Annotated in this window: 20 protein-coding genes; 9 read left to right on the forward strand and 11 right to left on the reverse strand. The window is 43.8% G+C overall.

The genetic code is table 11. The annotated features are described in order from the left end of the window. The first annotated feature begins 6 nt into the window (after positions 1-6). Both ACT3TH_RS08915 and ACT3TH_RS08920 read left to right on the forward strand, forming a co-directional pair. Positions 7-1,230, forward strand: a complete 1,224-nt coding sequence (locus ACT3TH_RS08915; protein WP_444755496.1) for a vWA domain-containing protein — start codon at positions 7-9, stop codon at positions 1,228-1,230. A gap of 345 nt (positions 1,231-1,575) precedes the next feature. Then, positions 1,576-2,772, forward strand: a complete 1,197-nt coding sequence (locus ACT3TH_RS08920; protein WP_444755497.1) for a globin domain-containing protein — start codon at positions 1,576-1,578, stop codon at positions 2,770-2,772. A 90-nt stretch (positions 2,773-2,862) separates the two neighbouring features. Here the strand turns inward: ACT3TH_RS08920 and ACT3TH_RS08925 are convergent, their stop codons facing one another. From ACT3TH_RS08925 to ACT3TH_RS08955, 7 genes are all read right to left on the reverse strand, one after another. Further along, on the reverse strand, positions 2,863-3,678 hold the full coding sequence (locus ACT3TH_RS08925; protein WP_444755498.1) for a phosphodiester glycosidase family protein: 816 nt from the start codon (positions 3,676-3,678) through the stop codon (positions 2,863-2,865). Positions 3,679-3,863: 185 nt separating this feature from the next. Beyond that, the gene (locus tag ACT3TH_RS08930; RefSeq protein ID WP_444755499.1) at positions 3,864-5,672 is read right to left on the reverse strand and encodes an FMN-binding glutamate synthase family protein; all 1,809 of its coding nucleotides are present in this window, start codon (positions 5,670-5,672) and stop codon (positions 3,864-3,866) included. Positions 5,673-5,877: 205 nt separating this feature from the next. After that, entirely contained in the window at positions 5,878-6,978 is a 1,101-nt protein-coding gene (gene rtcA, locus ACT3TH_RS08935) for an RNA 3'-terminal phosphate cyclase (protein ID WP_444755500.1), read from the reverse strand. A gap of 343 nt (positions 6,979-7,321) precedes the next feature. Continuing rightward, a complete protein-coding gene (locus ACT3TH_RS08940) occupies positions 7,322-7,780 on the reverse strand; it encodes a DIP1984 family protein (protein ID WP_444755501.1) in 459 nt (152 codons plus the stop codon). A 74-nt stretch (positions 7,781-7,854) separates the two neighbouring features. Then, positions 7,855-8,835, reverse strand: coding sequence for a hypothetical protein (locus ACT3TH_RS08945; RefSeq protein WP_444755502.1), 981 nt, complete (start codon positions 8,833-8,835; stop codon positions 7,855-7,857). 277 nt (positions 8,836-9,112) lie between these two features. Further along, on the reverse strand, positions 9,113-9,559 hold the full coding sequence (locus ACT3TH_RS08950) for a hypothetical protein (RefSeq protein ID WP_444755503.1): 447 nt from the start codon (positions 9,557-9,559) through the stop codon (positions 9,113-9,115). A gap of 18 nt (positions 9,560-9,577) precedes the next feature. Beyond that, a complete protein-coding gene (locus ACT3TH_RS08955; RefSeq protein ID WP_444755504.1) occupies positions 9,578-10,810 on the reverse strand; it encodes an RtcB family protein in 1,233 nt (410 codons plus the stop codon). 262 nt (positions 10,811-11,072) lie between these two features. Between ACT3TH_RS08955 and rtcR the strand changes: the two genes are divergently transcribed. Next, positions 11,073-12,809 carry an RNA repair transcriptional activator RtcR gene (gene rtcR, locus ACT3TH_RS08960; RefSeq protein WP_444755505.1) on the forward strand — a complete coding sequence of 579 codons (1,737 nt, stop codon included), beginning with the start codon at positions 11,073-11,075 and terminating at the stop codon, positions 12,807-12,809. 40 nt (positions 12,810-12,849) lie between these two features. Then, positions 12,850-13,251 carry a hypothetical protein gene (locus ACT3TH_RS08965; RefSeq protein WP_444755506.1) on the forward strand — a complete coding sequence of 134 codons (402 nt, stop codon included), beginning with the start codon at positions 12,850-12,852 and terminating at the stop codon, positions 13,249-13,251. Here the strand turns inward: ACT3TH_RS08965 and ACT3TH_RS08970 are convergent. Further along, on the reverse strand, positions 13,248-14,075 hold the full coding sequence (locus ACT3TH_RS08970) for an IclR family transcriptional regulator (protein ID WP_444755507.1): 828 nt from the start codon (positions 14,073-14,075) through the stop codon (positions 13,248-13,250). The two genes, ACT3TH_RS08965 and ACT3TH_RS08970, sit on opposite strands and share 4 nt — an antisense overlap. 175 nt (positions 14,076-14,250) lie before the next feature. Here ACT3TH_RS08970 and ACT3TH_RS08975 point away from each other — a divergent pair, with 175 nt between their 5' ends. Both ACT3TH_RS08975 and ACT3TH_RS08980 read left to right on the forward strand, forming a co-directional pair. Continuing rightward, a complete protein-coding gene (locus ACT3TH_RS08975) occupies positions 14,251-15,435 on the forward strand; it encodes an acyl-CoA dehydrogenase (RefSeq protein ID WP_444755508.1) in 1,185 nt (394 codons plus the stop codon). 33 nt (positions 15,436-15,468) lie between these two features. Next, positions 15,469-16,713, forward strand: coding sequence for a CaiB/BaiF CoA transferase family protein (locus tag ACT3TH_RS08980; protein ID WP_444755582.1), 1,245 nt, complete (start codon positions 15,469-15,471; stop codon positions 16,711-16,713). Between the two features lie 73 nt (positions 16,714-16,786). Here the strand turns inward: ACT3TH_RS08980 and ACT3TH_RS08985 are convergent, their stop codons facing one another. After that, the gene (locus ACT3TH_RS08985) at positions 16,787-17,554 is read right to left on the reverse strand and encodes an IclR family transcriptional regulator (protein WP_444755509.1); all 768 of its coding nucleotides are present in this window, start codon (positions 17,552-17,554) and stop codon (positions 16,787-16,789) included. Positions 17,555-17,803: 249 nt separating this feature from the next. On the opposite strand from ACT3TH_RS08985, the gene ACT3TH_RS08990 reads away from it, so the two are divergent. The 3 genes from ACT3TH_RS08990 to ACT3TH_RS09000 all read left to right on the forward strand — a co-directional run bounded on the left by ACT3TH_RS08990 (position 17,804) and on the right by ACT3TH_RS09000 (position 22,419). After that, entirely contained in the window at positions 17,804-19,270 is a 1,467-nt protein-coding gene (locus ACT3TH_RS08990) for an NAD-dependent succinate-semialdehyde dehydrogenase (protein WP_444755510.1), read from the forward strand. A 114-nt stretch (positions 19,271-19,384) separates the two neighbouring features. Then, positions 19,385-20,647 carry a 4-aminobutyrate--2-oxoglutarate transaminase gene (gabT, locus tag ACT3TH_RS08995; RefSeq protein ID WP_444755511.1) on the forward strand — a complete coding sequence of 421 codons (1,263 nt, stop codon included), beginning with the start codon at positions 19,385-19,387 and terminating at the stop codon, positions 20,645-20,647. 329 nt (positions 20,648-20,976) lie between these two features. Next, positions 20,977-22,419, forward strand: coding sequence for an APC family permease (locus tag ACT3TH_RS09000; protein WP_444755512.1), 1,443 nt, complete (start codon positions 20,977-20,979; stop codon positions 22,417-22,419). 927 nt (positions 22,420-23,346) lie between these two features. Here the strand turns inward: ACT3TH_RS09000 and ACT3TH_RS09005 are convergent. Further along, on the reverse strand, positions 23,347-24,720 hold the full coding sequence (locus tag ACT3TH_RS09005) for a glycosyltransferase (protein ID WP_444755513.1): 1,374 nt from the start codon (positions 24,718-24,720) through the stop codon (positions 23,347-23,349). A 144-nt stretch (positions 24,721-24,864) separates the two neighbouring features. Continuing rightward, positions 24,865-25,737, reverse strand: coding sequence for a TIGR03915 family putative DNA repair protein (locus ACT3TH_RS09010; RefSeq protein ID WP_444755514.1), 873 nt, complete (start codon positions 25,735-25,737; stop codon positions 24,865-24,867). Positions 25,738-25,915 lie beyond the last annotated feature (178 nt).

The raw sequence follows: 25,915 nt of genomic DNA on the forward strand, positions 1-25,915 counted from the left end.
TATTTTATGTTTATCAAACTGTTCTATACCTTACGTACTTACGGCGTGCCAGTCAGTACGCGTGAGCTGCTAGATCTTAATGCGGCATTAGATCAAGGGTTGATGATGCAGCCGCATCCTGAGAATCCGCAGTTATGCACCTTTGCTAGCCGAGAGGATATGTATCGGTTGATCCGCTTATGTATGGTCAAAGACGAGCGTCATTTTGATAAATTTGATCGAGCGATGGCGGATTATTTTGAAGGGGTTGATAGTCTTGATATGGATGAGTTATTGGCTAAGCTGACAGACATTCCGAAAGAGTGGTTAGATTTAAAGCTCGATCCGAAAAATTTGACGGAAGAGCAGCGCCGATTGCTGAAGAAATACGGCTCGCTTGAAGAGCTAATGAAAGCCCTTGAAGAGCGCTTAAAAGAACAAAAAGCGCGCCATCAAGGTGGCAATAAGTGGGTGGGGACGGGCGGTACGTCACCTTTTGGCGCCTATGGCGACCATCCAGAAGGCGTACGTGTCGGCGGTGAGTCGCGCAAGCGCAGTGCTGCAAAAGTCTGGGAGCAGCGTAAATACCGCAATCTCGATGACGATAGTCAACTTGGCACGCGTCAAATTCAAATGGCACTACGAAATTTACGCCAGTTTGCGCGTACAGGCAGTGCTGATGAGCTCGATATTCATGAGACTATCAAGCGTACTGCCAAAAAGGGCGTGCTCGACATTCACATGCAGGCTGAACGTCGCAATCGTGTCAAGGTGCTGATGCTATTTGACGTCGGTGGTAGCATGGATGTCCATGTCGAAACGCTGGAAAAGCTGTTTTCTGCGGCAAAAAATGAATTTAAAACCTTAGAGTTTTTTTACTTTCATAACTGTTTGTATGACTATGTGTGGAAGGACAACAATCGTCGTCACAGCGCCCCGATGCCGACTTTTGAGCTGCTCAATAAGTATGGCCGAGAGTATCGCGTTATCTTTGTTGGTGATGCGTCGATGTCGCCTTATGAGCTGATGACAGTGGGTGGCAGCGTGGAATATATGAATAATGAAGCGGGTATCGTATGGCTGAAACGGGTGCTTGAGCACTTTGATAAAGTGGCTTGGCTCAATCCTGAAAACCCTGCGTATTGGCAGTATACGCAGACTATCGTCGAGATCAAAAAACTGTTTGATAATAAAATGTATCCCATGACGTTGCATGGCGTGGAAGAAATGACCAATTATATGGCGCGATAGTTTTAGTACTTGCGCTCATTTCTGAAGCTCAAGATTAACTCATGTTTATTAAATCACATATTATACAAAATCGCCGTTATGACATCATAACGGCGGCTTTTTTGGTTTAGAGAAGCCAGTTTTATAATCAAGAGTATTGGTAAATACCATAATGTATGATAACATTCATTTACAATGAATCTTATAAAATGTATTATTAAAATGGGTTCAGTAGCTTTCAAGGCACATAGGTCTTTATTCTATGCTGCTAACTGTAGAGTCCAGTTATTGCCATTAATCCGTTAACGTAAGCAATTCATTTTTTTCTTTTACTTATTAATATGATGAATTATTGGGAGAGATAATATGGCTTCACCTCAGACTTTAGCGATTGTAAAAGCAACCGTTCCCGTACTTGAAGAGCATGGAACGGCAATTACCACTGTATTTTATAAAAACATGTTTGCAGCGCATCCTGAGCTATTGGACATATTTAACGAGACGAACCAAAAATTGGGCCGTCAACAAACGGCATTAGCAACGACAGTGTTGGCAGCGGCTAAACATTTGGATAAATTGGCAGTATTATTGCCGCAAGTGACCCAAATCAGCCACAAGCATCGCGCCTTGCAAATCCTACCTGAGCATTATCCCATCGTTGGTCGGCATTTGATCGTTGCGATAAAAGAAGTGCTAGGAGAAGCGGCGACTGATGACATCATTACGGCGTGGACAGAAGCGTATGATGAGATTGCGTCGGTATTTATCCAAATAGAACATGGCATGTATCAAGAAGAAATGTGGCAAGGATTTGCCGCCTTTACCGTAGTTGAAAAGGTAGCAGCAGCTACGGATATTGCAGCCTTTACCGTTGTGCCCGTGCATGACCAGTCGGAGCGAGGTCAAGAGATTGACCTAAGCAAGTTGAATTTAACTGCTGGTCAATATATCACCGTAAAAACAGACCCAAAAGACAGCGATCATATTGCTCTGCGTCATTACTCTTTATACTCAGCGAGCAACGAAAAAGGCATTCAGTTTGCGGTCAGACGTGATAACCGCAATGAGCACCATGGTTTGGTATCCAATTATCTGCACGACTATGTAGAGATTGGCGATACGGTTTTATTGTCTGCACCTGCTGGCGACTTCGCGCTTAATCAAGATTTGATACAACAAAATGAGATTCCACTGGTATTGGTGAGCGCAGGCGTCGGGGTAACGCCTATTTTGTCCATGCTAGAGACGCAAGTGGCTGCCAATCCAAAACGTCCTATTATTTGGGCATATGCTTGTCAAAATGAAGCACATCACGCCTTCGCGGCTGAGGTGGATGAGTTTTTAGAAAAAGCCGAAACCGTAGAAAAGCATGTCTTTTACTTTGAATCTGGGCAATTATTAGATGAGGCGTGGCTGGCTACTTTACCTAAGCCTGCTGATATTTACGTCTGTGGCTCCATGCCGTTTATGGAAAGTATGATTGATGGATTGGTAGCTTTAGACCATGGCGTCGATAGCGTCCATTACGAGCCATTCGGTCCTAAGATGAGTTTGGGCGGCTAGCATTTAATCGCACTTGAAAAAAGCCCTTAGCATGAACGATTCATGTTAAGGGCTTTTGTATTTGAATCGGCTATATAATGGTAAGTAAGGCTACTCCTCATGCTCAATCACGCCAATCATTACGCCCATCTCTTTTTTATCATGTTGCTCAATACTAGGCGCATATAACGCTGACGCAATCCCGCCGTCCAAAAATAACGCATTGGGACATTGGAGTGTATCTTTGAATAACGCAGCGAACTGATAAAATGTCACAGGCATCTCGCTAGTCACAAATTGGATGCTGCCATCACTGCAAACACCAGCCCCATTACGAATTTTGAGAGAGGTACTATCAGGATTAAACTGTGGGTGTATCTCATCGTTGATGACCAGCATAGGGCCAGATTGAGTCGCATACCAGGGCTGTGCAGTGCCATCATTCATCTGCTTCTTTAAAGTATGGCTTTCGGTAATCTGTACGTTGCCAGCTTTATTCCACCAAAGTACGCCATTGGGCAGTAAGTGAAAATTGCCACCGCCTTCTTTTAGGTTTAGAGCGCGCTTCTCAGTACCTTCGATGACGGTGTAGCCAATCGGTGCATAGTTTTCATTATACATACCCGCATTCATGGCAAAGCTCAATGTTTGGCTGGCAGGCAATTCCGCCAATAACGCATCAAAAGTGAGTAGGGGCTGCGTGCTATCAGGCTGTTGCCAAAACAGTTGTAATGAGTAACGTCCATCAGTCAACGCTTGGGCTTTAATGCTGCAAGTGCTGTAGGCAAAAGGTGCGGTTTGTGACTGACAAGACCAGTTCGCCGTGTCACTGTTAGCGTCATCAGCGCTCATCGGCTGACAAGCACTAATGCTGAGTGAAAGTAGAGCGATTGACCATAAAGGTGAAGGTAGAGTGAAACTTGGCATCAATCAGGTATCTTTTATAATATGGGATGAGATACGGTTGAGACTAAATAAAAAAGGCACAACCATACTGCTAGGGTAATATTTGCTTGCTGTGCCCATGCAGACAAAGTAAAGGATTTATCCTAGCAGCACTGTATCCATTTTATAGTGGATTTACTATGGAAATAATTGGAGTTTGCGTATTTTTAGTCATTGCTAGGCGGAAAGTCGCGAAAGGTATTATTGACATTACCAATGAGCATACCACCGTCGATATTGCTTTCGAAGCTGCCCGTGCCAAGACTTTGCTCAGTCGGTGCGCTGGTTTCTTTGCCTTTGTCTCGTGAGTCTTTATTATAAGCGATAAGTGCATCGTTATTGGCTAAGAAGCTGTCTGGGTTTGCCATGACCCACATCTGATTGAACACGTCCGCACGTGCACTATGGTCAAGTAATGCGTTTTGATCCGTAAAATAAAAGAACTTCGATAGTAGCTTTATCTGTCCATCGTCTAAGCGTCGCGCAATATGATAAGGCTGTAATTGGCTTGGGTGTTGTAGACCAACGGCACCGACGATACTGGCAAGCGATTTTAGCGTATTTTTATGAAAGCTGGCAACGCGCTCAGCTTTACTTGGGACATCCAAGGCTTTTTGACGATAAGGGTCTTGAGTGGCAACGCCTGTCGGGCAAGTGTTGGTATGGCAAGAGCGCGACTGAATACAACCAACGGCAAACATGAAGCCGCGTGCTGAATTACACCAGTCTGCACCCAAGGCAATCATCCGCGCAATATCAAAACCAGAAACGATTTTACCACTCACGCCAAGCTTAATCTTGTCACGAATGCCTGCGCCGACCAAGGTATTGTGTACCAACAAGAACCCTTCAACCATTGGCATACCGACATTGTCCATAAATTCAACGGGAGCGGCACCTGTACCGCCTTCTGCGCCATCGATGACAATAAAATCAGGATAATTTTGTGTCTCAATCATGGCTTTAACAATGGCCATGAATTGCCAAGGTTGACCGACGCACAATTTAAAACCAACAGGCTTACCGCCTGATAACTCACGTAGCTGCTGCCAAAAAGCAACCAGTTCGCGTGGGGTACTAAAGGCGCTATGAGAAGAAGGCGAGACACAATCTTGCTCCATCGGTACTTGTCGCGTGTCAGCAATCTCTTGAGTGATTTTTTCTGCGGGCAGTACGCCGCCTTTACCAGGTTTGGCGCCTTGTGAAAGTTTGATTTCGATCATTTTTACTTGTGGATCGACCGCTTTTTCGGCAAAAGACTGCGGGTCAAAGTTGCCGTTTTCATCGCGGCAACCAAAGTAACCCGTGCCCAGCTCCCAAATCAAATCACCACCGAACTTACGATGATAAGGACTGATTGCGCCTTCACCTGTGTCATGGGTAAAGCCGCCCATTTTTGCGCCTTGATTGAGTGCCATAATAGCGTTGGCTGATAAACTACCAAAGCTCATTGCTGAGATATTAAACACCGACATGTCATGCGGCTGCTGACAACGCTCACCGCCTACCATAATGCGAAAGTCTTGGTTTTCTAATGGCTGACTAATCGCGGACTGCAAAAACCATTCTTTACCATGCGTGTATAAATTGTCTAGCGTACCAAAGGCATTGGTGTCGCTAACATTTTTAGCCCGCTGATACACAAGAGCGCGTTGCTGACGTGAAAATGGCACCTGCTCTTTATCATCCTCTAGCAAATACTGGCGAATCTCAGGACGAAAATCTTCGAGCACGTAACGAATATGTCCCGCAATGGGATAATTGGTTAAAACCGAATGCTTAGATTGAAGCAAGTCATAAATACCAAGTGCGACCCCAAAACCACCGATAACCATCAGCCACCAGTTAGTCAATAACAGACCCGCTAATAGGATAAAAATTGCCGCGCCAAAAGTGCTATAGCGCAGTAATAAACCCACCAAATAAGGGGAGCTGGTCTTGGGTTCAGGGTTTAGATTGGTACGAGATTGGGGCATAGCAACACTCAATAGTCATGACATAAATAATAAAAAAGACAAAAACGATTCAAAAAAATAGGCTAAAAATAGCCTTGTTTGTCTCATCGTGATTGAGCGCGAATAAAGCGCTCACATTTATCGCTTATATCATACACGGATGATACCGCCGCACCTCAGTAATTGAGTAACAGTGTGCAAATGCCGACCCTAGTTATTAGTTACTTTAAACCACGACTTTGACCAATATTTTATTATCATCGATAGTGTTAAACCTAATCTGAACAGGTAAAAACTGCTCAATCAGCCACGCTTGGGTCTCAGTATGACCACTAATCATACGAGTACTAAACTCGCCGCCACCAGCTAAGGCCAATGGTAATAGCAACTGATCGGTTAGATATTCATCAACGAGCGCATCAGTGTTAAACAGATAGCGCTTGACCAATCCTGCTAAGCGACTGCCCATATTTTCTGCTGAGCTGCGCTTTTCACCAAGTAAAGTGAACATCTCTTGATGCTGCTGTTGAGTGGATAGCTCACCAACTTTATGCGTAACCTGTGCATAACAGGTATTACCTTCGCCAATGCCCTGTAATTTGCGACTATGAGTGGTTATCAGTGTCTTATCAATGCCTGATTCCACCAATGACGCTTGCGCGCTGGCAAGCTCGCGTTTGCAAATGTCATAATCCAAATTGAGCACGTTCGCGACCAAAGTGATATTAACCAATTCGCCACGTTCAGTAAGTTTAAATGGCAATGTATTCGCACGTCGCAAAAACGGCGCTATCGTCGCTTTGATCGATCCACCGCCGATGGGCGCAAACCCCACTTGTTGTAATTCAATATCAACCTGCATGCCCAATTTAGCAAGAGCGGGGACAAACGCCTCGGTTAAAAAGTCCGTGGTCGGCGCGAGTGGATTGTGCGTACCACCTTTAATTATGACGGTTGATTTTGAGTGTTCATCGACATTGGCAAAAAGTAGGGCAGGCAACAGCGTTTGCAGTACGAGACTGGTACTGCCTGCTGAACCAATGTCAAAGGTATAATCCCCAGATTTGATTGCATGAGGAGTGAAACGAAACGTCGTACTACCCAAATGTGCGTCTGTCACCGTCGCATCCGATATCGATTGCGAGGCTTGTACACAAACCAAATGCTGACGCATCAATCCGGGTTTGGCACGTCCAGCACGAATATTGATTATCTCAATTGGTGTACCAGTGAGCATCGATAACGACAGCGCCGTACGGATGATTTGTCCGCCGCCTTCGCCTGTGCTGCCGTCGATTTTTAAGAGTTCTTGTGTTGATGCTGGCATGTTAAATATCTTTATGGTTTGGGGTTATTGTCTCGTGATGTTCTTAATAAGGAGACAATAAAATGCGACCCGAAAAGTAACGAGCCGCATAAATAATAAAATTGAAACCGACTGTCAGTGTCTGGTGGTAAGGTCTAAATGGTGCATTGTGCCAAGTGATGTGTACGGGGCATGAATGGTAAAAAAAGCGTTTGCCCGCAACGCGCGGCAGCCACTACAGTATATTTTCAACCCCCTGCTGTGGATCGCGGGGTCTGACACTCGCCCAGTCGGTTCCAAAAGGGGAGTCTACGCGCTTAAAGCAAGCACATAGAAATTCTAAAAATTTGTTATTTAAAAATAATTATTCAACAAGGTCAATCTGCCAGTTATTGGCTTGAATGACAAGGTTAATCTTGCGCAGTTTCATCGCGATATCATCGGCTTGCTTTTGTAAGCCTGCGACTGAGACCATGACATGCCATTTAATCTCGCGGGGACTATAACGATCAATCTCGGTGTCGGTGGCTTCAATCGCCTCAATCAATAGCTTGTGACGCATCTCTAACGTATCACGTTCGATCAATAGCGTCAGCATCGACTGACCTTCATTGGTTTTGGCAATGGCATTGGTACGATGAATACGCTCAATTAAGACACTCAATTCGGTAATGATTTGGCTAGCATCGATCATCAGTGCATTTGGGTCTTCGTTTGGCGTATCGCCTTCTTGGACTTTGATATTACTGCGAATGCGTCCTTTGATTTGCGCCAGCTTTTTTTGCATATCGCTACGGATAAGTAGGGCTTCTGCGAGTTTCATTTTTGTTCCTTATAATTATTGATGCTGATATATGGTGATAGTAATACCTATTTTTTAAATTTAAACTGAAGTAATTAGCTGAAAAACTCAGTAAGCGGTATTACAAACAAGTGGCTATTTTTAATCACTACAAAGCTATCACCACGTGCCCATGGATAAGAAAAGCCTTCTCCCACCTTAAGTATGTTTTCTCCGTCATATTCAAAAATGATTTGTTGAATAATCCGCGCTTGATGTTCTTCCTGTAATTCAATCAAATAAAATAGCGTTCTATGCTCATAACCGCCATCAAATACGGCTCTATTACTATCAATAATAAAAGCACTACTACCAAAAACAGGCATATGCCAATAATCAGTAATCTTGTGGTTTTGAATACGTACTAAATCAAACTCGCCGCAGTAATTATCGTCATTGTAAAAATAATAAGCATAAGTTGCGGTATTTGAGGATACATTTAGTGCATAACAGTCGTCCATATTATATAAACCATCTGAAGGTTCAAACTCATATACTCTTTTACTATCAGTATCCTGTGCAACCAATCCTGTTGACCCTAGAAGGTCATACCAGTTAGAACTATAGCGGCCAAATATACCTTGGTCAAAATAACTGACCCAAATGATATCATCTTCGGTGACTTGCACGTTAGCAACACCATCACCTAACAGAAACTGTTGCTTTAACTTACCATCAATGGAATAGATATAGCCATTTTTATCGTAGTCATTTTCGTCTCTATATTTAGAGTGCTTAGAGACTAATAAAATGTCGCCGTTGGTAAAGCATTGCACGTTATGAAAATCAACCTTTGCCATAATTTTTGCATACAGAGACAATACGCTACTATCATTTGTTGTCTGCCAAATCTGATACGTCTGTTGTTGGTTTAGCGTTTTTTTGACAGAGACAGTATTGTTGAAGTCTTCACTGTTATCTGCCGATTTGATAGATATCAGTATCAATAATTGACCCGCGTAATCTCTAGACAAGCTAATAAACTCGCCTTCAGGTAATTTAGTATATGGCTGGATATTCTTTGTAATAGTTTGCACTTTGTTCTCACTATGTTTATAAGCTCAAATATGGTGGACATGACGGGAGTCGAACCCGCATCAATGCAATAACTGCCGTTTTTAGTCGAACAGCCGAGATATCTCATTGGAAACGCGCGCCAGTGGTAGACCATTTGACATAGCCAGCACCTGCATCCACAACCGTACCGAGACTCCCACTTACGTATCGCACCAGATTTTACTCTGACTACCTCTTTAATAATCATTTTTAGTAGCGGCGTTCCCTGTTTGCCAACATGCCCATATTTTTTTGCTATCAAAACCACTCATGACCAATTACTTTCCAGACTTCATCTCCATAACTATTAAGGTTTTTCGGCATCTTAGGATTACCGAGATAGTCCATATTTTGATTACGCATAAATTCTACAATGCTTAATTTCAACGCTTTGCAAAAAGCCAGTCTATCGAAGCGAAATTTTTCCATATTATTAACTACAGGTATTCCTAAAATTAACCAGTCCATTGGTGGGTTTGGTGAGACTTTAAAGTTAACCTCTTGGTCATAATCGGTAAGAGTAAAGTAGTAAACTTTGTTAACTGGCTCTCGTTGCAATGCAAAACCAACCTCAACTAAATTTAGAATATTTTTGAATAAGTCTAAAAACTCATATTTAAAGATAGTTTTTTGATTAATTTCAAATTTAACGTAGTAAAAGCCTTGAGAGTAACCGATTTCAAAGACTATTTTATCTAAGGTCATACTTTATTCCTTGAGAACTTAGCCTTTAACACAAACCACCTGTCGCAGCGTATGCACCACTTCTACCAAGTCGCTTTGTGCTTTCATGACGTCATCGATATTTTTATAAGCCGCTGGGATCTCATCTATCACATCGCTGTCTTTGCGGCATTCCACACCTTCGGTTTGCGCGATTTGGTCGGCGATCGTGAATTCCTGCTTTGCCTGAGTACGTGACATCACGCGACCTGCACCATGCGAACAAGAACAAAACGACTCCTCGTTGCCTTTACCGCGCACGATGAATGATTTTGCGCCCATTGACCCTGGGATGATACCGTATTCGCCAACGCGAGCCCGTACCGCGCCTTTACGTGTGACAAATACTTCTTCACCGTAGTGCTCTTCTTTATCGACGTAATTATGATGGCAGTTCACCGCTTTCACTGCCGCATCAAACGGTTTTGTCACGATTTGACGCAGTGCTTTGATGGCTTTTTCCATCATGATTTCACGGTTTTTGAAAGCGAAACGCTGCGCCCAGCCTACGGCAAACCAGTAGTCATCGAAGTGTTCAGTCCCTTCGGCGAAGTAGGCCAAATCCTTATCGGGCAAGTTGATAAACCACTTACGCATGTCCTCACGCGCCAACTCAATAAAGTAGCGACCGATGGCATTGCCCACGCCGCGCGAACCTGAATGCAGCATGATCCACACCTGATTGGTCTCATCCAAGCACACTTCTACAAAATGGTTGCCTGTACCAAGCGTTCCCAAGTGCGTCAGGTTATTGGTGTTTTTAAGCTTAGGGTGCTTTTGGGTCAGATAATTAAAATCATCGACCAATGTACTCCAGCCATCCTTAACCGAATTATCAGGATTTGTCCATGCACCGACATCACGACGAGAACCGCGACCACGAGTCTTACTACGACCATGCGGAATCGCTTTCTCAAGTTCTGTGCGCAGACCGCGCAAGTTATCAGGCAAGTCATCAGCGGTCAGCGTCGTTTGCACCGCCATCATACCGCAGCCAATATCGACACCGACAGCCGCAGGGATAATCGCTTCCTTGGTTGGCAATACGGTACCAATCGTCGCGCCAATCCCCACATGCACGTCAGGCATCACCGCGAGCCACTTATAGATAAAGGGCATTTGCGAGGCTTTGATAAGCTGGTCGTGTGCTTTTGGATCGACAGGAACACCCTTCGTCCAAAGTCTGATAGGGGTTCCACCGTCTTGAATAACATTATGATTCGTTGGCTGCATAAATAATTCCTTAATATTTGAAATATTAGCTTCTAAAAATAATTTATTTTCTTATCTTTTATACGATGCGAAGAGTGTGCCAGTTTTCTTGATTTATTAATAAATATATGTAAGTTAATGATATTAAAATAATTAATTTTTTTCATTATTTATACTAGAATGATTTCATAAATAAATAAGGAAAATAAATATAGAAATTTTTCTAAGTAGGTAGAATATAATATAGATAGAATTCACTAAGAAATTACTAATAAGTAGCATTATGAACGATTCTTCAATTAATAAAACCGCCGTTATCGGCTTTCTCGGTACCACTTTAGACAATGGTTTTAGTGAAAACCGTTGGCAACGCTGGCGTCCCACCGTGAGCCTTGGTTTACACGATGAGTTACTCGTTGATGAGCTGCATATCTTATATAGCAAACGCGATAAGCGCCTGTTTAAGATAGTGGCTGATGATGTGGCACAAGTTAGTCCGTATACCAAGGTGATTGGTCATCACGTGACGCTATCGAGTCCGTGGGATTTTGCCGATGTCTATGCTGAGCTATATGACTTTGCAGCGGGGTTTGATTTTCAAGATAAGACGGATTACTTGCTACACCTGACGACAGGTACGCATGTGGCGCAGATTTGCTGGTTTTTATTGGTGGAAGCGGGTTTTATCCCAGCAGATCTGATTCAAACGTCGCCTTGTCCAAGACCCGACCAAACCGATCCGCAAGGTCGCTATCAAGTGATCGACTTGGATGTCTCTCGTTACGATGGCTTGCGCGAACGTTTTGAAGCAGAAAAGCAGCAGCATTGGCAAACACTGCAAGCCAATCTGGTCACACAAAACGCCGCTTATCAAAAGCTGATCTCCGATATCGAAAAGGTCGCCACGCGCTCGACGGCACCAATATTGCTGATGGGCGCAACAGGGGCGGGTAAATCGCAACTCGCAAGCCAAATTTATACGCTAAAAAAGGCTAAAGCCAGCAGTACAATGCAAAGTAAGTACACGCTCGATAAATTCATCGAAGTCAACTGCGCGACTTTACGCGGTGATACGGCCATGAGTGTGTTATTCGGTCATGTGAAGGGTGCGTTTACGGGCGCGGCATCGAGTCGGGAAGGGCTGTTGAAATCCGCCGATGGTGGTTTGTTATTCTTAGATGAGATTGGCGAGTTGGGTCTGGATGAACAAGCCATGCTACTCACAGCGTTAGAAGAGCAGCGCTTTTATCCGCTTGGTAGTGATACAGCAATTACTGTCTCGTTCCAACTGATGGCAGGCACTAATAAAGACTTACGACAAGCGGCTGTTGATGGGACATTTCGTGCGGATTTGTTTGCACGATTGAACACATGGACGTTCTTTTTGCCGTCATTAAAAGATAGGCTTGAGGATTTACCAGCCAATATCGACTATGAGCTGGCGCGTTTGGGTAGTGAGCAGCAACAGCAATATCGATTTACGCCCGAGGCAAGAGCAATGTATGAAAATTTTGCCACGAGTACTGAAGCAACATGGCAAGGGAATTTTCGTGATTTAACCGCCAGTATGGTTCGTCTGACCACATTGGCTGAGAGCAAAGTAATACGAGTCGATGACGTACAGGCAGAGATTGAGCGTTTAACGCATCTTTGGGGCTTATCCAATAACTTGAGTGTCTCAAACCATTTCAATAATGAGATGAAAAATAGCCTAAGTAATAATGAGTCAGAGTTAATATTTAATAGGCAATCCATAGAGCAGGCAAGTCATACGCTTCTAAGTGCCTATCTAGATGCGCAAACTCTAGCTGATATTGACCCCTTTGACGCGGTGCAATTGGCGTATGTCATTGAGGTTTGCATCAACCATAAAAACCAAGCAGCAGCTGGACGTTATCTATATGCCAACTCACGCGATAAGTTAAAAAATCCGAATGACAGTGACCGCTTACGTAAGTATCTAATGAAGTTTGGGCTTAGGTTTGATGAGTTGGGTAGGGTAGGTAATCGTAGCTCATAACCTCAGTGCTAACATTAACTACTATATCAAGGACGTTTATATGGAATCTTTCAAGTCAACATTTTTTGTAATTCTAGCTCTATCATTGACGGCTTGTAATTCAACATACCAATCAGAGCAAATAATTAACTCAATCGTAGATAATTCGACTGTGATGACAGGCATTACGGAGCAGACTGCATTCGAGTGGTTGCTTATTGATTTAAAGAGGCAACAAGTCGCAGATCTTGACTGTTTAAAATTTCGTATTGAGGGTAATGAAGATAGTGATGTAGCTGAGGATACAATAGCAGCAGTTTGGGATTTTGCTGCTATTGAGATTCACGATGAAAATTGTGGTGGTGACCCTAGCATTACTCATGTACGTGACCGCTACCAAATTAGTTCAGATGGTTCAGTGAAGGTCTACGACGTCAAAAATGCTCACTATAAACCGCTTTAAATTCCACTCCCAATCCGTTCAGCCAACGCCTGCAATTTTGGCACAATCATCGCTTTATATTCAGCCGCATCCCAGTTCGCTCGTGGCACACTGGCATTTAATGAGTACGCATACTGTCCAGTTGCGACATCAAAGACGCCAACCGCTACCGCCAATATATCATGAGAAAACTCACCATCAGAAAGCGTATAGCCATGCTCGTTATAGTGTTTAACTGCTTCATCTAAAGCAGCTTGCGCACGGTTATAGTCTTCTTTGGAGGCGTTTTCTTGCAAATTACTGCGAATCACAGTCTGTCTTGTCGGTGAGCTGACAGCATAAAAAGCTCGTCCAATCGCGGTATATGCCACAGGCACTGCTGAACCAACTTGTAAGTTGACTGAGAGGCGCGCAGGGCTACGACAGCAAGCGTGATAGCGCATTTCCCCTGCAACCTCTGTCGCCAAGTTCACTGAAACTTCATTTTCGCTGGCGAACTGCCATAACAAGGGTTCAGCAGATGCGACCACATCATGACGACTCCATGCAGTCACACTGAGTCGAACAGCACTGCTACCTAAGTGGTACTGTCCGTGTTCAGTGCTGCGTAAAAACCCAAGTAGGACTAAGGTATGAATGAGGCGGGTAATGGTCGCTTTTGGTAGTCCAGTTATCTGACATAGCTGCTGATGACTGAGTGCATCGTGATGCTCAAATGCTGCCAATAACATCAGTCCACGTCCAAGCGCAGTCACAAATTGTCTGTCGTTTTCTGCTTTGCTTTGGTCAAGCGTGCTATTTATTTTATCCATCAATGCCATGTTTTTTGATACAGATTTTGTCATTTTATGCCTATCTTTTTCGATAAAGGTTTACAGCGTAGACGAATTTTGCTTAAATGGTTTATATTATGAAACTAAGTTTCGCACAGCGGAATTAGGAAGTCAATAATCTGCTTACCCTGTTTATGACATTTATCAATACTCATCAGTCAAAAAAACCGATATCAAGGAGAAACACATGGCAACATTGACCAGCCCACGTTTTGATTGGGAAGATCCTTTTTTAATGCGCAATCAGCTCACTGACGAAGAGCGCATGGTGACCGACAGCGCTCACCAGTTTTTTCAAAAAGAGCTAATGCCCGGTATTGTTGATGCCAACCGCCATGAGAATTTTGACCGCAATATCATGCGCCAAATGGGTGAGATGGGTCTGCTTGGCGTGACGATTGATGGCTACGGCTGCGCAGGCTTGTCGAGCGTGGCTTATGGTCTGATTGCAAAAGAAGTGGAAGCTGTCGATTCAGGTTATCGCTCAGCGATGAGCGTGCAGTCAAGCCTAGTGATGCATCCTATCTGGGCGTATGGCACAGAAGAGCAAAGAGAGAAGTATCTGCCAAAGCTTGCTACTGGCGAATATGTCGGCTGCTTTGGTTTGACAGAACCAGATTCGGGTTCAGATCCAGCTTCAATGTCAACGCGCGCCCGCGCGGTCGATGGCGGCTACGAGCTGACGGGTAATAAGATGTGGATTACCAACAGTCCTATTGCTGATGTATTTGTTGTTTGGGCGAAAGATGACGCAGGGGACATCCGCGGGTTTGTCTTAGAAAAAGGCATGAAAGGTCTATCTGCACCAAAGATTGAAGGGAAATTCTCATTGCGTGCGTCAGTCACGGGTGAGATCGTTATGGATAAAGTGTTTGTGCCAGAGGCCAATGCTTTCCCGGATATCCGAGGCTTAAAAGGGCCTTTTGGTTGTTTAAATAAAGCCCGTTATGGCATTGCGTGGGGCTCAATGGGTGCCGCTGAATTTTGCTGGAAAGCGGCGCGTCAATATACGCTAGATCGTAAGCAATTTGGTCGTCCGCTGGCAGCGACGCAATTGGTACAGCTAAAGCTCGCTAATATGCAAACAGAAATCACACTTGGTCTACAAGCCGCGCTACGTGTTGGTCGTTTGATGGATGAGGACAATGCAGCACCTGAGATGATTTCATTGATCAAACGCAATAATTGCGGCAAAGCGTTGGATATTGCGCGTATTGCTCGTGATATGCATGGTGGTAATGGTATCTCCGATGAATTCCATATCATCCGACACGTTCTAAACTTAGAAGCGGTCAATACTTATGAAGGCACGCACGATATCCATGCACTTATCCTAGGCCGTGCACAAACAGGTATTCAAGCGTTTTATTAATAAGGCTAAAGGAACATTATGACGGTCGATATGATGAACTCAGTGCTGTCTGAATCTACTGGCGATAATGGTAGTGTTAATAAAGGTGCGCTACAAGGAGCATTGCATGGTATTCGGGTGCTCGACTTATCGAGAGTATTGGCAGGCCCTTCTTGTACCCAAGTGCTCGCAGACCTTGGTGCCGAAGTCATTAAGGTCGAACGTCCTAACATTGGGGATGAAACCCGTCATTGGGCACCGCCAACGTTCAGCGATGACACCTCTGCTTATTACGCCACAATCAATCGCAACAAAAAATCGCTTACTGTAGACATCACTACGCAAGCAGGGCAGACCATTATCAAGCAACTGATCGCAGAGAGCGATATTGTGGTGGAGAACTTTAAGGTTGGTGGTCTAAAAAAATACGGCTTAGATTATGACAGCCTAAAACAAGATAATCCACGCCTGATTTATGCATCATTGACGGGGTTTGGGCAGACAGGTCCAGATGCCAAGCGCCCCGGTTATGACTATATTATCCAAGGTTTGTCAGGGCTAATGAGTATTACTGGGCCAAGCGATGGCGAGCCGCATAAAGTTGGGGTCGCTGTCGTAGATTTGTTTGCAGGTTTGCAGCTGACGATTGGCATTCAAGCTGCATTATTGGCACGCCAAAAGACTGGATTGGGGCAACAAGTTGATGTGGCGCTTTTGGACAGTGCGCTGGCAATGTTGGCAAACGTTGGTATGAATCATTTGGCATCAGACAAAATCCCGCCCAGACTGGGCAATCAACATCCCAATATTGTGCCTTATCAAGTGTTTGCGGCTGAAGAAAATGCTCACTTTATCTTGGCCTGTGGTAATGATCATCAGTTTGCCAAACTCTGCGAAGTGCTTGAAGTAAATTGGCACAAAGACGAGCGTTTTATGACCAATCCCGCTCGCGTTGTCCACCGTGAGCAACTATGTGATGCGCTTAACACGCGATTTGCAAAGCAACCGCGAGCCTATTGGCTAGAGGTTTTGGATCGCGCAGGTGTGCCATGCGGCGCGATACATAATGTCGCTGAAGCATTGGCCATGCCGCAAGTAGAGGCGCGGCAGATGATTGTCGATTTTAAGTCATTTGGCAGTCCTGTTAAAGCTCTAGGCAACCCAATTAAGCTATCTTCCTCACCCATCACTTATCGTACGCCGCCGCCGTGCTTAAGCGAGCACACTGATAGCATGCTTGCTGATTTGGGCTATGACAGTGAGACGATTGCTAAGCTCAAAGCTGATGGCATTGTTTAATATATTTTCAAAGCCACTTCAAATCTGATTTTACGATATAGGTCATGTACGCCATGACCTTATTGTTACTTTACTATACCCTATTAGAATTAAAACCCAAACGCTGCTCCATTTGCTCTGCCAACTCAATCAGTACCGCACTGACTTCCGCCCGCTTAGCTTCATACTCTCCTTGCAAAAAACTGACGGCCATGCCAGCAATAGCATTTCCTGAAGCATTCCTAACATAAGTCCCTAAGCAATACATGCCCTCTCGCAGTTGCCCATCATCAAGTGATATTCGGCTGTCCTGAATCGCTGCAAGCTCAATTGCCAAATCATCAAAGTTATTGACACCATACTGTGTCATGGGCGTGGGAAAGCCTGCGGCGTACATGGATTTTATGCTGTCCATAGATAGCGTTGAGAGCATGGCTTTGCCTGTTGAGGAAAACACCGCAGGTACGCGTACACCAGCACGAAAGGTAAAGCCGAGCGGGGCAGGTGCTTCATGACACGCCAAAAACACCACTTCTCCCAAATCCAATTTAGACAAAGTGACGGTATGCTGCAATAAGATAGGATATTGCGTAATGAGATCTTTGAATAACTGGATAACGCCTTGCTGTTGCTCGTATTTGCCCGCCCAATACATCAGGTAAGAGCCTAGATGAAAACGGTTTTCAGCATCTTTATAGATCACATGCTTGGCTAGTAAGCTTTGCAAAATATTATGAGTTGAGCTACGAGGAAGGTCCAACTCTTTAGCGATGTGAGCAGCTGTTAAAGGTTGCAAGCTGTCTGTAATCAAATCTAGAATTTGAAAGGTTTTGTCTAGTGCAGGAACGGCAGTTAAGCTCATAATAAACCCATAAAGTGAGTAAAATTAACAAGATATAGAGACACTACAAAAAAATCATCACAGAAATGATATTAGGGGTTGCAAATAAAAGAACTTCATTCCTATAATAATGTCTCATATATAGAATTGTTGTTCAGTATATTGAACATATAATCAGTTATCAATCCCTATTTTATATCTAAATTTTTATTTATCGTGATGTTTTTATCTTGATAAATCTACTATTTATAATTGGCAAGGAGCGTTCATATGTCACAGACTACGCTAAAGCTATCAAATCCAGATCTATTAAAACAACAGTGTCTAATCAAAGACAGTTGGCATGATGCCGGCGATCAAACCACCATCGACGTGACCAACCCCTTTAATGGTGAGATTATTGGTACCGTACCAAGTCTCACAACAGAGGACATGAACGAAGCGGTTGCTTACGCTCATGACGTACAAATCGCATGGGCTGCCAAAACTGCGCAAGAGCGTGCAGAGCTACTACAAAAGTGGGCAGACCTCATTGATGCCAATAAAGAAGACCTTGCTATCATCATGACCGCTGAACAAGGCAAGCCTTTAACCGAATCACGCGGCGAAGTTGGTTATGCCAATAGCTTTATTCGCTGGTTTGCAGAAGAAGGCAAACGCGTTTATGGTGATGTCATTCCTGCCACCAAAGCACAATTGCGTCACGTGATCTTAAAACAACCCGTGGGTGTTTGTGCCGCGATTACGCCTTGGAACTTTCCAGCAGCGATGATCACTCGCAAAGTTGCACCTGCACTGGCAGCAGGCTGTACCATTATCGTCAAACCTGCGACCGAAACGCCATTTTCTGCCTTAGCATTAGGGGTATTGGCCGAGCAAGCGGGTATTCCAGCAGGTGTGATCCAAGTAGTAACTGGCAAATCATCTACTATCGGCGACGTCCTAACAGGTGACGCACGTATTCATAAGTTATCGTTCACAGGCTCTACCGAAGTCGGTCGTACGTTGATGGCTCAGTGTGCGCCAACCATCAAAAAGCTGTCATTAGAGCTGGGCGGCAATGCGCCGTTTATCGTCTTTGATGATGCCGATCTCGAAAAAGCGGCTGAAGGCTTAATTGCTTCCAAATATCGCAATGCTGGTCAAACCTGCGTTTGTGCCAACCGTGTTTATGTACAAGACAGCATCAAAGAAGCATTTTTAGAGATATTCGTAAAAAAAGTGTCTGAGCTCAATGTTGGTAATGGCATGGACGAAGGCGTGGATATTGGCCCATTGATCAACAAAAAAGCCTTGGAAAAAGTGCAAGCGTTGCTAAAAGATGCACTAGATAAAGGAGCGACATTGGTTACGGGCGGTAGCACAAACGATGCCTCAGAACTGACTTACAATCCGACCGTGATTACTGATATTAACAGTGAGATGGACATCGCATCGGAGGAAATTTTCGGGCCTATCGCGACCATCTTTACTTTTAAAGATGAAGAAGAAGTCATCCGCGCTGCTAATGACACCATCTATGGTTTGGCCGCTTACTTCTATAGTAGTAGCTATGCTCGCTCATGGCGTGTGACTGAAGGCCTTGAGTACGGCATCGTTGGTCACAATACGGGTCTCATTTCTACAGAAGTGGCACCATTTGGTGGCGTGAAGCAATCAGGTTTTGGCCGTGAAGGCTCAAAATACGGCATCGAAGATTATATAGTGACCAAGTACTGGTGCTCTGATATCAGCTAGCTGTTTGACCAAGCACTTCATAAACTATTTTTTAATGTTAAATGCTAAATCCTCAGTCCTGTATGTTGTTGCACTGAGGGTGTTTATATCAAAAATAAAGAAAAGGATATTTCCATGACAACCACCAATCAATCATTACTTGAGCGCCGCAAAGCTGTTTTACCAACAGGACTTGGGGTTGCTTTTCCTATCTTTGCCGAAAAAGCAAAGAACTCAGAAATTTGGGATGTTGAAGGCAATCGCTATATCGACTTCGTCGGTGGTATCTCAGTGCTCAACACAGGCCATAGTCATCCAAAAATCACTCAGCGCGTACATGAGCAGTTAGATAAGTTCACTCACACTGCCGCTCAAATGATCAATTATGAATGTTATGTTGATCTGGCTGAAAAGCTGTGCGAAAAAGCGCCTATCAGTGGTGATACAAAAGCTTTCTTTTTGACCACTGGCGCAGAAGCAGTCGAAAACTGCATCAAAATTGCGCGTGCTAAAACGGGTCGTCCAGGTGTCATTTCTTTTGTTGGTGGCTGGCATGGTCGTACGTTGATGTGCATGAGTCTCACAGGTAAAGTCTTACCATACAAAAAGAACTTTGGTCCTATGCCAGGCCCTGTCTTTCATGCGCTATTCCCTGCTGAAGAATTAAACGTCACAGAGGCGCAAGCACTACATAGCCTTGAGATGATTTTTCAAGCTGACATCGATCCTAGTGAAGTAGCGGCGATGATCATCGAGCCAGTACAAGGCGAGGGCGGTTTCCATCAAGTGACGCCATCCTTTGCTAAAGCCTTGCGTGCTATCTGTGATGAGCATGGCATCGTACTTATTTTTGATGAAGTACAGTGCGGCTTTGCGAGAACGGGTACGTTGTTTGCCAGTGAGCAATTGGGTGTTGAGCCTGATTTGATGACCTGCGCCAAGAGTTTGGCAGGTGGTTATCCTATCTCTGCGGTCATCGGTCGCGCTGACATTATGGACGCTCCGCAAGTAGGCGGCTTAGGCGGTACTTATTCTGGTAACCCACTTGCCTGCGTGGCAGCGCTTGCGGTCATAGAAGTGATCGAAGAAGAAAAATTGCTTGAGCGCAGTGTTGAGATTGGTGACAAGATCGAGTCATTCTTAAAAGATTTGAATCTCGACAGCATCGGCAATATTCGTCACAAAGGCGCCATGCTTGCGTTTGACTTGATCGATAGTGAAGGCAAACCAGATACTGAGGCAACCGCCAATCTAAAGGCAAAATCGTTTGAGCAAGGTTTGCTACTGGCGTCTTGCGGCATGTACGGCAACGCGATTCGTGTGATGGTGCCGTTGACGGTTGAAGATGAAGTACTACAAGAAGGTCTGGATATCATTAAAGGCATCTTGACTGCATAGATAGATATCTGTGTTATAGATATTGAACATTTATATTTAGTTACTGGGTAATGCATCACTTTTAGCCAAGTATGGACATGGGTTAAAAGGCTATCGTTAGTACAACAGCAAGGTTGCTCTTATGGCACTCATTTCGAGTGCATTTCCATCGCGGCGCCTTGCAAGTCAAGACGCCGTTGCTGTTTCTGATATTTGAAAATTCAACAAGTATCAAACGACTGTTTTGATGACCAGATATACGTGATAACTGTGATTGAGGCTACCCTGCTAAACAAAAAGTAGTGTCACTTTAAAAGGTGCACACGGATGACACAGACAAGGAGTAAGTTATGTCTGAATTAAAAAAATCGTTAGGTGTGTTTGATATCATCGCGTTGGCATTTGGTGCGATGGTCGGTTGGGGCTGGGTCGTACTAGCGGGTGGTTGGATCATCTCGGCAGGTATATGGGGTGCAGTCAGCGCCTTTTTGATTGGCGGTCTCGTGGTGGTATTGATTGGGGTGACCTATGCTGAACTGGCAGCATCCATGCCCATTACGGGAGGTGAGCACACGTATACACACCGAGCACTTGGGGTAAATGTCTCCTTTATCTGTTCGTGGAGTATTTTGTTTGGTTATTTTTCCGTGGTGGCCTTTGAAGCGGTAGCATTGCCTACCGTTGTCGAGTACATCGTTCCCAATTATAGCCAAGGTTATCTTTGGAATATCGCTGGCTGGGACGTCTATGCCACGTGGGTGGCGGTCGGTATGATCGGCTCAGTGATTGTCACATGGCTAAACATACGTGGCATGGAAGTCAGTGCTTGGTTCCAAAAACTGGCAGTCGTTGGCATTTTCCTTGTTGGTATATTGCTGTTCGTGGGCGCTGTATTGTTCAATCCTGAGACATCAAACTCAGTACAAGCCTCAGCCTTTATTGGTGGCATGGGTGGCATCATGACCGTGATGGTCATGGTACCGTTTTTGTTCGTCGGTTTTGACGTGATTCCGCAAGCGGCAGAAGAAATTAACCTGACCCGTCCAAATATCGGCAAATTTTTGATTGTCTCTATTATCATCGCGGTACTTTGGTATATTGGTGTTGCTTGGAGTGTCGGTAAGACATTACCGCTATTACAAGCACAAGATTCAACATTGGCAACAGCAGATGCAATGACCAATGCTTGGAATGGTAAATGGGCTGGTACCTTACTGGTTATCGGCGGTGTGCTCGGTATTTTATCAAGTTGGAACGCGTTTCTTATCGGTGGTAGCCGCTTGTTATATGCCATGGGTAAAACGCACATGTTGCCGCAGTTTTTGTGCAAGCTACACCCTAAGTACAACACGCCAGTCAATGCGATCTTATTGATTGGTGGTTTGGCAACATTAGCACCATTGTTTGGTCGCAAAATGCTTGTGTGGATTGTTGATGCTGGCGGGTTTGGTATCGTTATCGCTTATACTTGCGTAGCATTATCGTTCTTGGTGCTGCGCTACCGTGAGCCTGATATGGTACGTCCGTTTAGAGTACCAGCAGGTAAATTGGTTGGTATTATTACTATTCTGCTCAGTCTTGGTATGTTGGCGCTTTATCTACCGGGTATGCCATCAGCCCTCGTCGCTATTGAGTGGTGGATCTTCCTTGGTTGGACGGTTCTAGGTGTTGCATTGTATGGTTATGCCTCAATGAAAAATCCTGGTAAGAGTAAAGAAATTATGGATCATGAGTTGCGTGAATTAAAAGTTGCTAATCAGCAATGGTTAAAAGAAAATCCATACAAAAAATAGTTTTACCTATCTTCGTAAGTCAGTCAAATCGTAAAAAAAGCCTAGCGTCAACGCGTTAGGCTTTTTTATTGTCTCAGTTTTTTCTTAAAATCAATTGGCATATTTAGGATACAAGAACAGGATTGAAAGCCAGCTCCCTTTGGTTTGAAGGCTCATTCATGTTTGGATAGTTGCTAAATCGTTTTGTATTAATCATCTACTGCAAGATTATCTGTTAATTTCGGATAAGAAATATTGAATAATAGTTAGCCAAAAAATATAAAAATCTCTTTTATGAACCCTCAATCGTTAAATATCTTTACTATTTTTTATTAGAAATAAGTGCTTAATTTATAACTTTATATAAAGTTACATAATACAATTTTTAACTTATTGACATTTGTCAGTATAAAAGCCAAATTAGTCACGCTTATTTACTTTTTCAATGTCATGGAGGATATATAAATGGTTAAGAGTGGTGATAAACTAAAATGTACTTGTGGTAACGACTTCTTTTCGGAAGGATGCGTTTATACAGTAGGCAACATTATAAACGAGAAGTTTTTCCAGATAAATGTCGGCTTAAACGATGAGTGTTGGTACGCTACAAGAGATAGTGAAGGAATATATGTGCGATTTAATGCAGAAAACCACCTCGTAAACGATGCGTGGTTTTCTTTAGTAAAATATCAAAACTAGCGTTTCAATAAAAAGTCTTCAGGACTTAATTCTTTGTTTGAGAGGTAGTAGATGAAGTAACGGATTACTAACTCTACCCATATATCGATTTTATTCTTTATTGTCTATGAAATATCAGCCAGAGGATAGTGACACTAATATGTATTGAGTAATGAATGGTTAATATTATTCTAATGTTAACCTTATTTTTTTCTATTTCCAGAAATGTCATCGGTATTGCTTTGCTCGGTAAGCTGATTTACCCTAAGTTTATAGGGTGCTATCGTCTCGAAGCGTTTCCATAGCAGTTTCTGTCTTTAGAGTATTCATTGTCTTAGACGTGTCTTTGAGCAGTTTCACTTTTGAGCTTTTACTAATAGGTGCGCGCTCTAATTGATCGATTGAGCCACCTTTATCAGTCAACTCATCGTTAGACTGAGGAGCAGATTTAGCAGCCTTTTTTAAACTTTTCCGGATTCTTTTTAACGCTATAGCATCGATTGCTGCTTGTTCTTCTGCTATTGCCATATCGTGGAGACCCTGATAGACGGCAAGAGTTTCCTCAATCATCTCGCGCATGGTGAATTTGTTTGTCATTTCAGGACGTGTGACACTTTCTAGCTGGTTTCTGACGGCCTTACAAAGGGCATTGGCATTGTATTTTTTTACCAGACCTTGCGGATAGAGCGGCTGCAAAATTTCACTAAAGGCTGCTTGATCCCAACCAATCACGGGCGTTCCCAAATGAATGGCTTGCAAGGCATTAATACCAATTGATTCAGGCTCATTAGCCAATGCCATAACGATATTTGCCGCTGAGAGCCACTCGCGCATGTCGTTACGTTTGCTACCGACATAAGTGATACGGTCAGCCAAACCTAGCGTATTGGTGCGCTGACGAAAGTCTTGATGAGCAACGTCATTTTCCCGATAGTCTTCGTCCATGATGATGGCATGAATGTTAGGAAACTGCTCTTGCAAATTGCCTAAGATATCAATCAGCCACTCTTGACCGTATTCATTACCGATAATGGTGGGAAATACCAGCCACTTTTTATGTTCAAGCTCAGGATATTCAGCAAACGTGTGCCGTAACCAATACACAGAAGGGTTGTGCCGATAAGGATAACGGCGAGTATCGACCCCGCGGTAAATCCGTTTGATCGTTTTTGGGTCAGCGTCTTCGAGCCGCAGACCCTTTTTTAGATAATTGGTCACACTATCAGACACAGTAATGATGGTATCGACATCAAGCAGTGCTTGCGAGTATTTATTGATAGGATAAAAGCCATACATGGTCGACACCAGCTTTGGCCTACGTTTAACGCGGGCACGGCGTAGTGCTAAATGCAGTATCCATGCAGGTGTACGTGAGTGAACATGAATGACATCAGGATCGTATTTTTCAATCAAGTGTCGTAGTGCGGTGACTTTCAATAACGCCAGCCAAGACTTTTTATTCATGTGCAATTGATGATAGATATTACCGTCACGCTTAAGACGTCTTACTAAGTCATTGTCTTCATCTGCGCTTGAAATAATGATGGAAGTATGTCCATTTTTGACCAATGCGCGTCCAATATGAAAAATACCGCGCTCGGATTCATCATGCTTTAAAGACGATAGTAAGCGCATAACTTTCATAATAGCGTAGGTCACTGGTTAATGATATCAAGCTGCTATTGTCAGTTAAAAGTGGTAAAAACTCAACCATCAAGATAAAAGATAAAGTCAGGCTATGGGTTTTTTAAAATGGGCAGAGTGTTTTAGATAAAACTGTTCAGACGATTAACGACGTTTTTGCAAATGCTCAGCACTGGGTAGTACCTGTTTTTCACTCAAATATTTCCAGTAACGCTGCGGTAGATACTGCTTATGCAACCTTGCGTTTTTACGCTCCTTAATATTGACGTTGGTAAAGTACCCTTGCCAAAACTTTTGGTAGCGCTGCTCGTCGTCACTATGAATGCTGGCAGGATTGCGTATCACCGCATCGTCAAGATGAGTGATGGTTTGTAATTCAGCTGGGCGCGAAGGTGTACTGTGACTTTTGTCATAATAAATACCATAGCCGCGATTCAGATCATAGATTGCCCAGTGCTGATCTTGATAACGCTGGCGAAAGTGCTCGCCAATCAGCGGTAAGACGTTAAAATCAGGCGCCACGCGCGCAAAATAAATGTCATCCGTTGTATGCTCAAAGCGCACAAACGCTTCCATACGGTGCCGCTCACGCGCGACAGATTTGACGGTCTGTACTAATTCAAGCACTTCTAAACGACCTAAGTCCTGCATAATTTGACGATTAGGATAATCGATAGCGTACTTAACCACATGAAATAAAGTGGTGCCAATATCCTTTTTCTCAGACAAAAATCCCCACAGAATATTGCGCATACCCGAGCGGCCCAGTAGCTTATTTAGTCTGACTAGCACACGCTCAGCGTTGTCTTCATCGGTATCAACGTTAACTGCTTGCGCGATCAATGATGGTACATAGTCATCTTGCGCTGACAGTTGTAACGTTGGCTCGTGTTGCATTTTATGCTCATAGACATAAAATACCGCACTGAGCCAGCCCTCAAAACTTGGCTCATAAAGCACAATACTGGGCGTTAATTGACCGACCGGATAAGAGGCTTTTAGTGCAAGTGTGGACATCTTTTATCCTATAATAACGGTAGAGATATTGTGGCTCATTTTAAAAGCGACATTTAACAGAGTATTTCAACTACAGAGGACTTGGAATATCAAATATGATCTCAAGTGCTACTGGTAAATATTTTTCTTGCTTGCTGTTCGCACAGCGTGACAGAGGCTGCAAAAAATATTACCAATA

Source organism: Psychrobacter sp. AOP22-C1-C5 (assembly GCF_052378885.1).
Taxonomy (GTDB): Bacteria; Pseudomonadota; Gammaproteobacteria; order Pseudomonadales; family Moraxellaceae; genus Psychrobacter.